The 13402-nt window shown below is 53.7% G+C and carries 15 protein-coding genes; 12 read left to right on the plus strand and 3 right to left on the minus strand.

Annotation, left to right across the window (positions count from 1 at the left end; genetic code table 11):
* Nucleotides 1–6 precede the first annotated feature (6 nt).
* From EKM99_RS07055 to EKM99_RS07085, 7 genes are all read left to right on the plus strand, one after another.
* On the plus strand, nt 7–1350 hold the full coding sequence (locus tag EKM99_RS07055) for an MFS transporter (RefSeq protein ID WP_125582270.1): 1344 nt from the start codon (nt 7–9) through the stop codon (nt 1348–1350).
* Between the two features lie 105 nt (nt 1351–1455).
* The gene (locus EKM99_RS07060) at nt 1456–2061 is read left to right on the plus strand and encodes an NAD(P)H-binding protein (RefSeq protein WP_125582333.1); all 606 of its coding nucleotides are present in this window, start codon (nt 1456–1458) and stop codon (nt 2059–2061) included.
* A 72-nt stretch (nt 2062–2133) separates the two neighbouring features.
* The gene (locus EKM99_RS07065) at nt 2134–2496 is read left to right on the plus strand and encodes a nuclear transport factor 2 family protein (RefSeq protein WP_125582272.1); all 363 of its coding nucleotides are present in this window, start codon (nt 2134–2136) and stop codon (nt 2494–2496) included.
* Between the two features lie 453 nt (nt 2497–2949).
* On the plus strand, nt 2950–3462 hold the full coding sequence (locus tag EKM99_RS07070; RefSeq protein ID WP_125582274.1) for an ECF transporter S component: 513 nt from the start codon (nt 2950–2952) through the stop codon (nt 3460–3462).
* Nucleotides 3462–4211, plus strand: a complete 750-nt coding sequence (locus EKM99_RS07075; RefSeq protein ID WP_125582276.1) for a hypothetical protein — start codon at nt 3462–3464, stop codon at nt 4209–4211. The genes EKM99_RS07070 and EKM99_RS07075 overlap by 1 nt, the downstream gene beginning before the upstream one ends.
* Nucleotides 4204–4965 carry an adenosylcobinamide-GDP ribazoletransferase gene (locus EKM99_RS07080; RefSeq protein WP_125582278.1) on the plus strand — a complete coding sequence of 254 codons (762 nt, stop codon included), beginning with the start codon at nt 4204–4206 and terminating at the stop codon, nt 4963–4965. Before EKM99_RS07075 ends, EKM99_RS07080 begins: the two co-directional genes overlap by 8 nt.
* Entirely contained in the window at nt 4962–5558 is a 597-nt protein-coding gene (locus EKM99_RS07085; protein WP_125582280.1) for a histidine phosphatase family protein, read from the plus strand. Before EKM99_RS07080 ends, EKM99_RS07085 begins: the two co-directional genes overlap by 4 nt.
* Nucleotides 5559–5995: 437 nt before the next feature.
* On the opposite strand, the gene EKM99_RS07090 is transcribed toward EKM99_RS07085, so the two are convergent.
* A complete protein-coding gene (locus EKM99_RS07090; protein ID WP_125582282.1) occupies nt 5996–6595 on the minus strand; it encodes a TetR/AcrR family transcriptional regulator in 600 nt (199 codons plus the stop codon).
* A gap of 88 nt (nt 6596–6683) precedes the next feature.
* On the opposite strand from EKM99_RS07090, the gene EKM99_RS07095 reads away from it, so the two are divergent.
* Both EKM99_RS07095 and EKM99_RS07100 read left to right on the plus strand, forming a co-directional pair.
* Nucleotides 6684–8111, plus strand: coding sequence for a DHA2 family efflux MFS transporter permease subunit (locus EKM99_RS07095; RefSeq protein WP_225419812.1), 1428 nt, complete (start codon nt 6684–6686; stop codon nt 8109–8111).
* 1 nt (nt 8112) lies between these two features.
* Nucleotides 8113–8781 (plus strand): DUF4811 domain-containing protein, encoded by a 669-nt coding sequence (locus EKM99_RS07100; RefSeq protein ID WP_125582284.1) that lies wholly within the window; start codon nt 8113–8115, stop codon nt 8779–8781.
* Nucleotides 8782–8899: 118 nt separating this feature from the next.
* Here the strand turns inward: EKM99_RS07100 and EKM99_RS07105 are convergent, their stop codons facing one another.
* Nucleotides 8900–10057: an MFS transporter gene (locus EKM99_RS07105; protein ID WP_164511551.1), complete on the minus strand. Its 1158-nt coding sequence runs from the start codon at nt 10055–10057 to the stop codon at nt 8900–8902.
* 1086 nt (nt 10058–11143) lie between these two features.
* Between EKM99_RS07105 and EKM99_RS07110 the strand changes: the two genes are divergently transcribed.
* Entirely contained in the window at nt 11144–11917 is a 774-nt protein-coding gene (locus tag EKM99_RS07110; protein WP_125582288.1) for a hypothetical protein, read from the plus strand.
* A 133-nt stretch (nt 11918–12050) separates the two neighbouring features.
* Here the strand turns inward: EKM99_RS07110 and EKM99_RS07115 are convergent, their stop codons facing one another.
* The gene (locus EKM99_RS07115) at nt 12051–12272 is read right to left on the minus strand and encodes a hypothetical protein (protein ID WP_125582290.1); all 222 of its coding nucleotides are present in this window, start codon (nt 12270–12272) and stop codon (nt 12051–12053) included.
* Between the two features lie 410 nt (nt 12273–12682).
* Here EKM99_RS07115 and EKM99_RS07120 point away from each other — a divergent pair, with 410 nt between their 5' ends.
* Both EKM99_RS07120 and EKM99_RS07125 read left to right on the plus strand, forming a co-directional pair.
* Nucleotides 12683–13006 carry a type II toxin-antitoxin system RelE/ParE family toxin gene (locus EKM99_RS07120; protein ID WP_125582292.1) on the plus strand — a complete coding sequence of 108 codons (324 nt, stop codon included), beginning with the start codon at nt 12683–12685 and terminating at the stop codon, nt 13004–13006.
* A gap of 13 nt (nt 13007–13019) precedes the next feature.
* Nucleotides 13020–13355 carry a HigA family addiction module antitoxin gene (locus EKM99_RS07125; protein WP_125582294.1) on the plus strand — a complete coding sequence of 112 codons (336 nt, stop codon included), beginning with the start codon at nt 13020–13022 and terminating at the stop codon, nt 13353–13355.
* The last annotated feature ends 47 nt before the right edge of the window (nt 13356–13402 follow it).

The following is a 13402-nucleotide window of genomic DNA, read 5'->3' on the forward strand; positions in this document are numbered from 1 at the left end:
ACACACATGGCAAAGCAAAAACGTTTCGATTGGATTCTATTGGTTATCTTAATGAGTTACTTCATGATTCTCCTGGACAACTCGATCATCTTTACGGGGACGGTCAAGATTGCTCAGGACCTCGGCTTAAATCAAGCCACACTTTCTTGGGTCAGCAGCGCCTACTCCCTGACGTTTGGGGGCTTTCTGTTGCTGGGGGGCCGGGCCGGTGACTTATTTGGTCGGCGGCGGGTCTTTCAGGTTGGGCTGATCATCTTCGGCCTGGGTTCCCTGCTGGTGGGCCTCGCCGTTAACGCGCCGATGATCATTGCGGCGCGGGCCTTTCAGGGCATCGGTTCCGCCATTCTGGCACCAACGACCTTGGCCATCCTGATGGACACCTACGAAGGGGCCGAACGGGTCAAGGCGATTGCCTACTACGGCGCTATGGCCGGGATTGGCGCCAGCGTTAGCCTGGTCATTGGCGGCGTCTTCGCCAGTCTGTTAACCTGGCGGGTGGGCTTCTTCATGAACGTCCCCATCAGTATCTGGATGTTTTATTTGACCGTTAAGCATTTGCGTAAAGACAATGGTCAAACTGGTAAATTGGATTGGGTCGGCACCTTCAGCTCCCTGTTGGGGATGAGCGCGCTGGTCTACAGCATCATTGGCGATTGGGCGCAGTTGCCGGCATTTCTACTGGCCGTCCTGTTCCTGGCCATCTTCATTTTCCAGGAACACCGCACGGGCCAACCGATCATGCCGCTGCGCCTGTTCACCGACCGCGAGCGGATTGGCGCCTACGTCGGCCGCTTCCTGTACCTGGGCGCCATGATGGGCTTCTGGTTCATCACGCCCCAGCTGATGCAAAATGCCCTCGGCTTTAGCGCGCTGATGGCCGGCGTGGCCTTCTTCCCGCTGACCATCGTCAACTTCGTGATTGCCTTACAAGTGGCCCGGTTAACGGCTAAATGGGGCAACGGCGGCCTGCTGGTGATTGGGATTGCCTTGACGGCCGCGGGGATGCTCTGGCTGAGCTTCTTCACGCCAGCAATTGGCTACTGGTGGGGGATTGCCGCACCCATGGTGGTCATCGGGATTGGCCAAGGCTTTTCCTTGAGTCCCTTCACGGCGGCTGGGGTGGCCCACACGCAGGGGGCCGACGCTGGCGCCGCTTCCGGGGTCGTCAACGTCATGCATCAGATTGGTGGCTCGGTTGGGCTGTCGATTCTGGTGACCACGGAAGGCCTGTTTGGTAACCAAGTTACTGGCTTCCAACACGCCATTTTAATGGGCGCGGGGCTCTTGGTCCTGGCTTTGCTGGCGGCGATTTTCCTGATTGCCCCGGGTGAACGGCAGGGGAAGGCTTAAGGCAGTTTTTTAAGAACTGAAAAAAATTTAAAATTAATAGTTGCCTTGCACTAACTGCAAGGTGCTACACTAGGTTTATTCAAAACGAATTGGAGGAAATACATGATGACAAACGTACTGATCATTGGCGCAACGGGTTCCGTGGGCAGCGTCACCCGGCACTATTTCTTAGATAACACGACGGATCAACTGACCCTGATGGCCCGGAACACTCAGCGGTTGGGCCAGCTGAACGCCGACCGTGAGCGGGCCGTGGCCGGGAGTGTGAGTGATGCGGCCGCCCTGCAGGCCGCTTTGGCGGGACAGGACGTCGTGTTCGCCGCCCTGAGTGGCAACCTGGCGGGGATGGCCAAGACCTTAGTGGCCGCCATGGACCAGGCCGGCGTCAAGCGGCTCCTCTTTATCACCTCGATGGGCATTTATAACGAAATCCCAGCCAGCGTCGGTGCGGGTGGCAACTTGGCTGGCAATCCCGTTTTACAAACTTACCGGGATGCCGCCGACGTCATTGCAGCCTCTGATTTGAACTACACGATGATCCGGCCGGGCTGGTTTGACAGCGGCAACGACACCGACTATCAGGTCACCAAGAAGGGCGAACCCTTTGGCGGCCATGACGTTTCTCGCAAGAGTATTGCGGACCTGGTCGTTCGGTTGGCACACGATGAGACGTTGGGTTCCCGCGATAGCTTAGGGATTAACCGCAAGTAAAAAACGGTGTCAAAATAGCAGAAAAAATCCGAAATATTTCTCTAAAATCGCAAATAAATCGAGGAGCACACCATGAACCCAGAACTCTTAACCCTTTACCGGAAGTTCAATACCGCCATGGCCGCCGATGATGTCGCGGCGCTGGAACCCTTACTGGCACCGGACTTCACGCTGACCCACATGACGGGGTACGTCCAGCCACGGGCCGAGTGGCTACAGGAAATCGCCCAGGGCACGATGCACTACTTCTCTTCCGTTGAGGAGCACGTGGCCATCACGGCAGTCGCGACCGGCTGGCAAATTACCGGGGAAAACAAGGTCACCGCCAGTATCCACGGCAGCGGTCGGCACGAATGGCCCTTACACACGGTCTTACGAGTCCAACAAGTGGCGGGGCAGTGGCAAATTATGAGCTCAGTCGTGACCACGTATTAGCGCGCGGCCGGGTACCGGACGCGGTGTTGATTTCTTGTGGTAACATTATCCTATCATGTCATGCGACGGGGCCTCACCACTGAGAATCCGGATGAATAGCTATCGTTTTACCTGTAACGTACGCTAATGGCGCAGACGCTCCCTAGAAGAGGGCGTGTCTGCGCCTTTTTATGTCTCGTAGAAGCGTCCGCCCGCTCAGAAAGGCGGTCCGTCACCCCAGCACGACAGGTTACAGGAACCCGGCACCCAATCCGCCGCGATACCCATCATCAAAGTGCCAGCCACCGGGGCCCCAGTAACACGATTGTTGCGGAAATCAGACAAAAATGTGATGGCAGCAGCGGTTGATTAAGCCCCCACATCAGCGTAACTTATTAGGTAAGCGATTGCATTTACATAAATTCTGCAATATTCACGCGTGCGATAGCTAAAAAATCAAAGGAGTTTTTACTTATGGGGAATAATCGGGCGTTAAAACGACTGACGTTAACGGCGCTGTTGCTGGCATTGTGCGTCATTGGCGCAAACGTTAAAATCATGGGCTCAATTGCCCTGGACTCGGCACCCGCTTTCTTGGGCGCCATCATGCTGGGACCCTGGATTGGCGCGCTGCTCGGCCTATTTGGCCATTTGACCTCAGCCATGCTGGCGGGCTTTCCGCTCACGCTGCCGGTTCATTTGGTCGTCGGCTTCATGATGGGTGTCTGCATGTTTGCGGTTGGCTGGATTCGTAAGCGTTTCGGCGTCAACAAGCTCGGCGTCATCATCCTGTCCGACATCGTGGGCTACATCATCAACGTGCCGATCGAAGTGCCGCTACTCTACCCGCTGTTGAAGGGCACCATCTTCGCGCTCTTCATTCCGCTGACAATCGCGACGATCGTGAACATCGTCCTCTGCGAAGTGCTGTACGCAGTCTTGCCAGCGCGAGTTAAGCAGGCGGACTTCCTGGAGGGCATGGCTTGATGAAAACGCAGTATCGAGACTTGACGGTGGTGCCGCTAAATGCCGACGAAGACTTGGTGATCGCCTGTGACAGTAGCGCCGGGATTGGGGCGAAGTCGGCGGACGCGGTGAGCGTGGCACCGGAAATTATGGCGGCCTACGCCGTGCGCGTGCCCCTGCTGGAACTGCTGTGCGTCGGCGTGAACCTGCTGGCGGCCGTGGACACGATTGGCAACGAAATGGAACCGACCGGCCGCCAACTCATCTGGGGTGTGCGACAGGAACTGGCCCAGGCCGGCTATCCCGATTTACCGCTAAATGGTAGTACCGAGGACAACATGCCGACCACCACGACGTCACTGGGCATCACGCTGATTGGCCGCTTAGCCAAGACGGCGTGGCGGCCACAAACGGCCGAGCCGCTACAGGTCTACCAACTCGGCGACCCGTACGTAGGCGACGACGTGGTGGCGCACCTGGCGGACATCTTCAGCTATGATGTGATTAAAAAATTACGCCGCTTTAAGGGTGTGCAGGATCTCCTGCCGGTCGGGTCAAAGGGGATGCGCTACGAGCTGGGGCAAATGGCCCAAACGCAGGCGCACCCGACGATTCACTGGCAGGTGCCTGAAGATGCGGTTCAACTCGACCAGTCGGCGGGCCCGGCCACGGTGGCCCTGGTCGGGGTCAAACGCAGTCGCGCGGCGGCAATCGAAGCGGCCTTTCCCGAATTGAAACGGCTGGCAGAATTGGAGGTAGCGGATGTTTAAAGCGTTGGTATTATTCGGACAATTTTTCACGCGCATCTCAATTCCCATTCAGATTGATGATGTGACTAATAAATTCAAGCAGAGCATCCAATACATCACGCTGTTTGGCCTGATTCTGGGTGCGGGTGAGGCCGCTATTTTCTGGGGTCTGACGTTTCTGTTTCCGTTGTGGTTGGCGTGGATTTTCTACTGGATCTTAGATGGATTCGTGACCGGGGGCTTTCACCTGGATGCCTTGGCGGACACGGCGGACGGCCTGTTCTCGTCGCGGACCACGGATCGAATTTTTGAGATTATGAAGGACAGCCGGCTGGGCACCATGGGCAGTCTGGCGTTGCTCTACTTTTACGCGACCGTCTTCGGCTGTGGGATTGCCCTCAGCGCCCATCTGAGCACGTTGACGATGGTCTTTCTGGCGGCAATCATGACCATGATGACCAAGACCGGGGTGGCCCTGCTGTTCTATCGCATGGTGTACGCGGGATCCAAAGGTGGCCTGGCCAGTATCTGGGTCGGCGTGAAAACGTGGCGGATCGTGGTCGCCCAACTGGTGGCCATCGTCGCCATCTACCTGATGTTGGGCTGGCGCGGTCTCATCGCCTACGCGGCCGTCGTGCTGGTCGCCATCCTGTACCGCCACCACATCCTCAAGGTGTTGGGCGGCTTTTCCGGCGACACGGTCGGCGCCTACACGGAAATCTCCCAGGTCGTCTTCTTGCTGGCGTACCTGATCGTGGTGCGGGCGACGTTATGAAATTATTAGTGGCCCGGCACGGCGAAACGACACAGAATTTGGCGAAGAAATTTTACGGCGGACTGGACGTGCCCCTCGACGAAACTGGGCAGCAACAGGCCCAGCAGCTGGCGCAAAAATTAGCGGCCACGCCCATCACGGGGGTTATCCGCAGCGACTTACAGCGGGCGGCCCAGACGCTGGCACCGATTCAGGCTGGTCATCCGGCCTGTCGGGTCGTCGTCGATGCCGACCTGAACGAGAAGCGCTTCGGCAACTGGGAAAACTTGGATGCCGATGAAATTCAGGCCGCCGACCCCCTGAACTGGCAGCGCTGGCTAGATGCGCCACTGACGTTTGCCCCACCAACCGTGGAGGGCTTCCCGGCATTTCAAAAGCGTGTCAGCCGCGGCTTGTGGCAAACGCTAGACCAGTTTGCGGCGACGGACACGGTGTTGTTGGTCGCCCACCTGGGAACGTTGCGGGTGATCTATCAAGAGCTAGTCGACCCAACCGCTGATTTCTGGGCGGTCCACTTCGACGCCGGTGCCTATAGCACGTACGACGTGGATCTGAAGGGGAAGACGGGCCGTTTGGTGGCGCTGAATGTGTGAAGTGAGTCGCTGAGAGGCGGCGCCAAAAGACAATTTAAAATGGTGATAAGTAAAGGTGCAGCTGTTATCTCGTGGGATAACGGCTGCACCTTTTTTGTGCTGGATTTAGTGAAGGCTCTGACACCTGGCGTGACGTTTTGCCGTAAATTTAGGCCGAAACGCTGTGGGTAGGACGCCGGACAGCCTGGTGCCAGCGACACTTACCACCTGTTGAAACTTAGAGCATTCGTGTAAGTGACCAGAGGCGAGTCAAGGTGCCCAGCTGTGTCGATGGCATTAGCTGAGTGATTTCCTCAGGTTAGGCCATGGGACGACCTTGGAGACTCACGATTCTCAGTGAGGCTTCAAGGCGAGGCGGAAGACCGCTTCTCAGGCTGGAGCCGGGCCCCACAACAGGGCACCTTGAACTCGCCGCCGGGAACGGAATCCCCGACCGTCTAAGCTTTGAACAGTGGCAACAAGATCCGGTCGACCCACAATGCGATGGTGGCGGCGTCATAGGGCTCGTCGCTCAAGAGATTGGCCAGAAGCTGAATCGCGGGCTGGCGTTTAACCACCGTGGGAATCTCCGCCGCTGACAGGGGGATGTCTCCGCGTTCGTGGGCGCGGTCGAGAATCCCCGTCAGATAGCGCTGGAGAAAGCTGTCGCTCAGTAAAAAGTCAGTCGTTTTAAACGTTAGGTGGGGCAGGTAGTCTTGGACCAGCGCCTTAACATTCTCCCGTCCCGTTAGCTCGATGATGGGCAATGGAATGCTGAGCAGGGCAATCAGATCGTCCCGCAGACTACCCGTATTGGGTTCTTCGACCGTCATGGGACTAACGTAATCGCCCTGGCTGAGAGCCCGTTTACCAGCGTCACTGATGACGGCCAGCTTGGTGTCCCAGCGACGATAAATGGCGTTCTTATTGGTGTGAGCGGCCGTGGCGATGTCGTCCATGGTGAGCTGGGCGTAGCCAATCGACTGCATCGACGTCCATGCGGCATCTAAGATTGCATTTTCAAGTTCCTTACCCCGCCGGCGATGATTTTTTTCCAAAATTTATGACCCTCCCTTGCAAATGACAAATAAAAGGTTTAGTATCTCTTCTTGGGTACTGCGAGTACCTTAAAAGGAGAGATAATCCATGACGAAACAAGCTAAAATGAACCAAACCGGGCAACAGCCCAAGGTTTCGGTCACCCAGATGGCCTTGATTCTGGTCCTGGGCTTAATGGCCCCCATGCTCGACACAACCATGACGAACATTGGGCTTAACACCATTCTGAAAGATTTAGACGCAACTGTCAACACCGTTCAGTGGGTCACGACGGCTTATGTGCTGGCTTTGGGATTGGCCGTCCCCCTGGCCGGTTGGTTGGTGAACCAGATGTCCGGCCGGTTATTAACGGAATTATCACTGATTGTGTTCCTGATTGGCTCCGTGATGTCCGGGTTAGCCGACAGCCTCACGTTTCTGTTGATTGGCCGCATCATTCAGGGGGCCGCGGCCGGCATCATTGTGCCGCTGGTCACCACGCTGGGTATTCGGGCCGCAGGGGGGCAGGGCCTGGGCCAGTTGATGTCTGTGGTGGGTTTACCGATCGTCTTCGCGCCCATCCTGGGACCGACGATTGGGGGCGCGCTGATTAAATTTCTAAATTGGCACTGGCTATTTTACATCAACATTCCCCTGGTCCTGATTGCGTTGATCCTCGACGTGGTCTTCCTGCCAGCGTTTGAACCGACAGCGGGGCAGCGCAAGCCGTTTGATTTCGTGGGCTTCCTCCTATTAGTGGGCCTGTTCTCCGGCCTGGTGATCGGCGTCACGAACTTCAGCACGGATGACGTGTTCGGCAAGTTTACCGTGCTCCTGCCAGTCTTCATCGGGCTGGACTGCCTGCTGGGCTACATCGTCTACGCGTTCAAGCAACCGACGCGAGCGCTGGTTCCCCTGAAGCTGTTCCGCACGCCCAACTTTTCCGCGTCGACCGCGCTCCTGTTTCTCTCGGGCCTGCTGGTAAATGGGGCGATGTTTGCCCTGCCACTGTTCCTGCAAAATATCCGCGGCCTGAGCGTCATTGATACCGGGCTGTACCTGATTGCGTTGGGCGCCGGCATGCTGGTGACCCGGACGCAGGCAGGGAAACTGACCGACCAGTACGGGGCAAAATGGGTGGTAATCATCTCCCTGCTGTTTGCGGCCATCACCACGGTCCCCTTTGCCTACTTTGACAAGGGCACGCCGACCTGGTTGATTCTGGTCATGCTCTTCTTGATGGGCCTCAGCCGCAGTGGCATCACAATTCCGGTGATGTCTGACAGCTACACGGGCATCGATCACGGCTTGATTGCTGAGGCGACGGTGGCCACCCGGATGGCGCAAAACATTGGGGGCTCGGTCGCAACGGCAGTCTTAGCGGCGGTCATTGCCAGTTATGAGGGCAATAACCTGGCGACCACGGCGATGCTGCACACGGCTTACTTTCACACGTTCATGTGGATCAGTATCGGCACCTTAGTGGGCGTGTTGCCAGCGTTCTTCTTGAGTTCCAAGAGTCAGGAGGCGGCTTAATATGTTATTAGGCGTAATTGTGATTAGTGTCATCGCGGCTGGTTGGCTATTTATCAGCCGGCAAACGGCGTGGGCGGTTGTCCTGACGGTGGTGGTCATCTGCGGGCAAGGCGTGCTGTTGCTGGATTCGCAGCGCCATTACGGGACCACGGAGCGCGTGACGACGCACCAGGTAGCGATTCGACCGGTCGGCAGTATTCGCGGCAATCACGTGCTGATTACCAAGGCGATTAAGGAAGGCAAGACGACCTATACCGCCTACGCCAGCCAACGGGAAAACGGCAAGACGGCGGTGGTGGTGAATAAGCAGAAACGCGTCCGGGTCACGTTTAACGCGACGAAGGCCGTGCGAGCAACGCAAGATGACCGCTACGTCTACACGAACCAGTGGGCCAAGTGGCTCTTCACCGGTGTGACCAATGCGGGACAGTTGAAGCAACAGACGGTCGTTTACCGTCTGACGCCGAGCTGGCACGTGTTGACCAAGGCCGCTGTCAAACGGGTAGAGGCGACCCTCCAACGGAAAGCGACTCAACGACAGGCACAGGCTTACGCAACCCAATACGTTGCCCGGCGACTCAAGCAAGACCCCCAGGCAAAGACGACCCAACTGAAACAGCAGGCGCTGCAGGTATTTGTGGGCCGGGTGATGGACCGGACGGCAGAGTAGAATGTTTCATGTGAAACAATGGTGGGTAACCAGCAAGTTGGCTGGTTAAGGTAAACAGAAAAGCAGTGGCTCAGTCGTTCCTAAGTCGGAACCGCTGGGTCACTGCTTTTTGTCATTATCAATCCATACGCTTGTCAGCCGCCGACAACGCCCTACTCAACCGCAGGCCCGTCGCAATCGTCAAGAGGACCAAGCCGGTCAGCACCGCCAGTACCGGCAACCAGCTGGTGAAGTGGTCATGGAGACGACCCAACACGACGGGGCCCACTGCGGCTAACAAATAACCCAGTGATTGGGCCACGGCGGACCGGTTGGCGATGACCGTTACGTGGTGACTGCTGGTCGCAATGAGGTTGAGGGCCAACGTGAAAATGAGTGAGCTCGTGAACCCCAACAGACCGGCGGCGAGCCACCAACCAAGGCCGGACCACAGGAGTGCGCTCCCGCCCAGTAGGTAAGCGCCCAAGAGTCCCCACAACAGGCGGCGTTGGTTCGTCACCCGGGTGAGAACTAACGCCGCGGGGATGCCGACGAGTTGAAAGATGGCTAACAAATTTCCCGCCAGCGTGGTGGATGCACCGCGGGCCTGGAAGATGGTGGGGAGCCAGGTGGTGAGGCTGTAGAAAATCAGCGATTGAAGGCCCATGAACAGGGTGAGCCGGCGGGCAGTCGTGTCGTGGCGCAACGTTGCCCAGAGGCTGGTCGACTGACTGGTCGCTGCGGCCTGTTGGGGAAAGCTCCCCCGGGGTAAGCGAAACAGGGCCAGTAGCGTCAACACGGCGGGCAGACTGAACAGCCGGAATACCAGTTGCCAGCCCCATAAATTGGCCAAGGGGATGGCGACGGCGGTTCCCAGCGCCGCAAGCACGTTCATGGTGACGGCGTAGGTGCTGGTCAGTTTGGTCACGCCGGTCGTCGTGGTCTGGGCAATCATGGTCGGCACCAAAACATTTAGGACGGCGACGGCTAGGCCAATGAAAATGGTCCCGCCAAGTAGGGTAACGGTATTTATAGGTCGCACCAGGTTCGCAACGAGTAAGAGGCCGTTAGTGCCCCAGAGTAGCGGTATCACGCCCAGTGTCCGAATCAGCCGGGGCGTGACGATGGCCCCCAACGAGAAGCACAAGAGTGGCAGGGTGACCAGTAGCGCGGTGAGGCCGCTGTCGACGTGAAAGGCCCGTTGAATGGCGGAAAACAGCGGGGTGACGGCGGTGATTGCCAGCCGCAGGTTCATGGCGGTGATGAGAATGATGGTGATTTTCGTATTTTTTTGCATTAAAAAAGCACTCCTTAGGCTATTCCAGCCCAGTAGAAGTGCTACCAGTAACATGACGGGCCGCGACCCGCTTTCGGAAGTTTTGTTGGAACTTAGTATACCGGAAGCTGGCGGAAAAGGGAAGCGGAAAATGAAGGGATGCTAGAAGTTGGGGAGAAAATTCAAGTTGAAGTTGTGGGGGATTGGGCAGGCCACATGGTATACTGAACGCAACAAAAGCGAAGGTGTTGTAGCGCCTTCGCCCAAGGTGTAGAAATCGCGGGTTCCGATCGACAGTTTATAAAACGAACAAAAATCGTCCTAACTCGTCAAAGTTTAGAGGACGATTTTTATTTGTCCGGGTGGGTAAATCTGCGCCACGTCTTTTGTAACTTAGCGCTAGCCAGAACGAGTTTCGTCAATCGGTGCACCAGTAATGTGCAGAGCGATATTAAAACTACGCTAAAAATGACTAGGTTAAGTAACGTGACAGCTATCCAAGACAAGGCATCCTCCTTTCGTTTGGTATGGTGAAGTAAGAGTGCGTCAGAAGGCGGTTAGTTGGCGATCATTAACGGGATAGCCGAATAATCCTGGGCTTGGATTGTTTGGTTATCCCTGTTAAGCGGAACCAACTGTCTTCTGACACACGTTTCCACAAGATAAAATTGGTGATACAACGATGTTGGGACTGTATGTCATAAGCTCCAGTCCCTTACAATTAGATTTGCCGGTCGCCATTAACTTCTCTACGAGATTCAGTGTAACAGAGTTGGGACGGATAACCGTCTGAAATGTCTTGCTATTAATAATTAAATAGTTCACCATGATTTAACTATTAATTATCCGCTTATTGTTCATTGATCGATAAAAATTGCTCTTAAACAAGAGTAAACATGAATTTGACTGGTACACAAAAATGGATAGTTCGTTAACTGTTGGATTCACAAAAGGTGGGCAACGTTTAATTAGTGGATTCAAAACCAGTATGGACTCAAGACGGGCAGCTCGTTTATAGGGGAAAAGGTTGTAATACACAACTATCCTTGAAAATTAACATCAGCGTAATATGCATTACGTTATAATAGGTGAAAGGAGTGAACGACTATGAAATCTCTTATAAAGAAGTTAGCATTAACAGGACTTGCAGTAGCCGGGTTGTTCTCGTTAACGACTGCCATTCAAGTTACGGCATCCGCAGCAACAATTAAGACGTCTTACACGGCGTTAAAAAAGAAATCAGCGACGTTAACGACAAATGGTAAGTATGCAATGTACACAAAGCCAGGCACAATCAAAGGTGCAAAGTTAGTTGCTTCGAAGGCGAAGATGAAAAATTTTGGCACATTCACTAAAACTGATTTAGCCAACGTTAATAGCAATTCGGCAGTTAAGTACAGAGGATCTGCGTATTATCTTTACGCTTATGGCTATAAGGTTACAAATACAGGCTCGGTTTACTACCGGGTTGTTACGATGAATGGCAAGTATCGTGGGTATGTATATGGTGGTAAGTCGATTGGTAAGTTCGCTGGTGGCGTAAAAAAAGCTACTACTAGTGTGACGGCTACGATTCCAACTGACCTTGCGGGGAGCGTAGGTATTGAAACTGCAGGTGTTCTCTGGAATGTTCCGCCATACACAAAATACCCGACTAAGACATTGGGGAAAATGACGGCAATGAATTCAACGACGATTCCACACCTTGCTAAGTTTAAGATTACTGCCGCGGTAATGCGAAATCGTGAAAAGGACATCTATTATCACTTAGTGTCTACAGACAATTATAAACTGGATGGGTGGGTTTCTAGGCAATCTGTTTCTGACTATGATGATATTTTATCCAATTGGGGTGTAACTTCAAGTACCACTACTAACTAAGCAATAGGTTGCACACTTTTAATTGATTGATTGACATCTCCTGAAAATTAAATTGTGATTTGACAGTAAAAGCGCCCGACGTATCTGTTGGACGCTTTTGCTACCTCAAATAAAAACCAATCATTCCCAGCTTCTAACCCAAAGGTCCCCGAAACAAAGCCAATCCCGGGTTTTCCTTGAACTCGCGGTACTTGGCTACGTACGCTTTCAAAGAAGCCTCATCGACCGTTAAATTCTGTTGCTGCAAACTGCCGGTACCGCTGACTCGGCCGTCTGCCAACAGGCGCGCCAATGACGCCGGCGTGTGGGCTAAGCCGTTTTCTGCTAATAGCTTTAAGGCTGATTCACAATCCATTGTTCCGCCACCCCTTTACCTCAAGCGTAACCCTCCGCCGTGAAAATACAAGCGTTGACGGGGGCGATTCTTTCGGATTTCATGGGCGACGGCACAGTGGACCTTATTGGACAAGATCAGCAGTACTGTCAGCATAGTGTGGCGGAGTGTACAATCAGTGGCTACAAAAAGGCAATCATTAAAGAATATTGAGTAGGCAACGACCTATTTAAAATAACGGTCGAAATGGTTGTTTTCAGGTCGATACCGGATAGAGTTGAGTTAACGAAGCTGATTTTGAGCAACAGAACTCCAAATTATTCATCTACAAAAACAAGGTAATCAGTAATTCACAGGTAAATAAAAATGTTGTGAAGCTAAGATGTTGCTTCTTAATACCGATATGGTATAATGCTTCCAGAGGTGAAAGAATGGAATATGTTGCTGAGAACCACAAGCTTACTAAGATTTTGAGTGATCCTCGACTACTGGTTAAAAATTTTGGCCGTGACCGAGCTAAAAGAATTCAAGCACGGCTTGATGAGTTTGATGCTGCGAGCAATTTACAGCAGATTCCATCTGATCCACCACCGCGATGTCACCGATTACATGGTAATTTAGAAGGTGATTTTGCTGTTGATATCAGTAAAAATTTTCGAATTGTGTTTGAGGGCTACGACAAAAGTGATCAGCTTTCCGTTGAAAAGTCAGAAATCGTCACGGTTCAAATTCTACAGATTGAAGACTATCATTAAGGAGTTGAGGACTATGCTACATCGAGAAAATAGTATTCGGCAGTATCATACCAGTTCTGCCGCTGATTTAATTCAAGAGACGATGGCATTTTATGAAATTACGCAAACCGACTTGGCCGCGCGATTAGGCGTTAGTCAGAAAAATATTTCGGACATTCTTAAACGAAAGCGATTCATCAGCGAAGTCTTAGCTTTAAGAATTGAGACCGTCATGGGGATTTCTAGTGAACTGTTGTTAAACCTGGATGTGAATTTCAAATTGCACCAGGCCAAGGAAATGGCAGAGACCGTTGAGCCCCAGAAGCAATCCGACAAGTTTCTCAAACGCTATAGTTGGGTCACCGTCTGAGTTTCAGTGGTCAAGGCCGCTTAGCTAGGGCAAGGAACACGTTGCTT

The sequence above is a fragment of the Levilactobacillus cerevisiae genome (assembly GCF_003946245.1).
GTDB lineage: Bacteria > Bacillota > Bacilli > Lactobacillales > Lactobacillaceae > Levilactobacillus > Levilactobacillus cerevisiae.

Excerpts from the sequence above, each read along its gene's own strand:
- EKM99_RS07055 (WP_125582270.1), top strand. The coding sequence starts at position 7 with ATGGCAAAGCAAAAACGTTTCGATTGGATTCTATTGGTTATCTTAATG.
- EKM99_RS07060 (WP_125582333.1), top strand. The coding sequence starts at position 1,456 with ATGACAAACGTACTGATCATTGGCGCAACGGGTTCCGTGGGCAGCGTC.
- EKM99_RS07065 (WP_125582272.1), top strand. The coding sequence starts at position 2,134 with ATGAACCCAGAACTCTTAACCCTTTACCGGAAGTTCAATACCGCCATG.
- EKM99_RS07070 (WP_125582274.1), top strand. The coding sequence starts at position 2,950 with ATGGGGAATAATCGGGCGTTAAAACGACTGACGTTAACGGCGCTGTTG.
- EKM99_RS07075 (WP_125582276.1), top strand. The coding sequence starts at position 3,462 with ATGAAAACGCAGTATCGAGACTTGACGGTGGTGCCGCTAAATGCCGAC.
- EKM99_RS07080 (WP_125582278.1), top strand. The coding sequence starts at position 4,204 with ATGTTTAAAGCGTTGGTATTATTCGGACAATTTTTCACGCGCATCTCA.
- EKM99_RS07085 (WP_125582280.1), top strand. The coding sequence starts at position 4,962 with ATGAAATTATTAGTGGCCCGGCACGGCGAAACGACACAGAATTTGGCG.
- EKM99_RS07095 (WP_225419812.1), top strand. The coding sequence starts at position 6,684 with ATGACGAAACAAGCTAAAATGAACCAAACCGGGCAACAGCCCAAGGTT.
- EKM99_RS07100 (WP_125582284.1), top strand. The coding sequence starts at position 8,113 with ATGTTATTAGGCGTAATTGTGATTAGTGTCATCGCGGCTGGTTGGCTA.
- EKM99_RS07105 (WP_164511551.1), bottom strand. The coding sequence starts at position 10,057 with ATGCAAAAAAATACGAAAATCACCATCATTCTCATCACCGCCATGAAC.
- EKM99_RS07110 (WP_125582288.1), top strand. The coding sequence starts at position 11,144 with ATGAAATCTCTTATAAAGAAGTTAGCATTAACAGGACTTGCAGTAGCC.
- EKM99_RS07115 (WP_125582290.1), bottom strand. The coding sequence starts at position 12,272 with ATGGATTGTGAATCAGCCTTAAAGCTATTAGCAGAAAACGGCTTAGCC.
- EKM99_RS07120 (WP_125582292.1), top strand. The coding sequence starts at position 12,683 with ATGGAATATGTTGCTGAGAACCACAAGCTTACTAAGATTTTGAGTGAT.
- EKM99_RS07125 (WP_125582294.1), top strand. The coding sequence starts at position 13,020 with ATGCTACATCGAGAAAATAGTATTCGGCAGTATCATACCAGTTCTGCC.